Origin of the sequence: Pseudomonas sp. 30_B, from assembly GCF_017491605.1 — a bacterium.
In the GTDB taxonomy this organism is placed as follows: Bacteria; Pseudomonadota; Gammaproteobacteria; order Pseudomonadales; family Pseudomonadaceae; genus Pseudomonas.
Window position 1 is genome coordinate 1 of the sequence record NZ_JAFGYY010000267.1, and the last position, 475, is coordinate 475.

1 pseudogene is annotated in these 475 nt (G+C 62.5%); it reads left to right on the forward strand.

Annotated elements, in window-relative coordinates:
- Positions 1-322, forward strand: a pseudogene (locus tag J5M67_RS28230) (hypothetical protein); the annotation flags it as partial.
- Positions 323-475 lie beyond the last annotated feature (153 nt).

The following is a 475-nucleotide window of genomic DNA, read 5'->3' on the forward strand; positions in this document are numbered from 1 at the left end:
GATTGAGATCGGCATCAAGTACCAGGGCTATATCGAGCGTCAGGCCGGCGAAATCGAACGGAATGGTGCAAACGAAAATACGCGATTGCCTGACGGGATCGACTACACGGAGGTGCGTGGCTTGTCGTTCGAAGTCAGTCAGAAGCTGAACCAATTCCGCCCGGAAACGATCGGGCAGGCATCGCGGATCTCGGGCATGACGCCCGCTGCCATCTCGCTGCTGATGGTGCATCTGAAGAAGCGCGGGCTGGGCCGGCGAAAGGGCGCGGACAGTGTACCGGGCGCCGACGTGCAAGCCGACAACACGGCGGCGCAACAATGACGGTGCAACAGCGTCGCCGCCCCCCGATTGCCAGCCGGGAAACGCTGCAAGCATTGCTGTCGGAGGGTGCGCAAGCGCTGGGCGTCGCGTTGAGCGATGCGCAACGCGGCGCACTGCTTGATTACGTCGCACTGCTCGCCAAGTGGAATGCGG